Here is a 277-nt window from a genome sequence, read left to right as displayed (position 1 = left end):
TTTGGCAGATCGATGCCACTCCTTATGCTTGGCTCGAGGATCGCGCTCCAGGCTTCTCCTTGCATGCAGCTATCGATGATGCTACTGGAACGGTTGTTGGTGCAATTTTCCGACCAAACGAATGCCGTGAAGGCTATTCGCTTGTAATGCAGCAGGGCATACACAAATATGGCATCCCGCTCGCCCATTTCGGTAAAGCCATGGCCGACTTGAACATCGAGCATATTAAGGCCGTCACGCCTCAAGCCAAAGGCCGTATTGAACGCCTTTGGCTGAC

General features: G+C 52.3%; 1 pseudogene. It reads left to right on the top strand.

The features are described from left to right. Positions 1-277: pseudogene (locus PPOP_RS20710) on the top strand (ISNCY family transposase); the annotation flags it as partial.

This window comes from Paenibacillus popilliae ATCC 14706 (assembly GCF_000315235.1).
Classification (GTDB): Bacteria; Bacillota; Bacilli; order Paenibacillales; family Paenibacillaceae; genus Paenibacillus_B; species Paenibacillus_B popilliae.
This window is presented reverse-complemented; position numbering and strand designations above follow the sequence as displayed.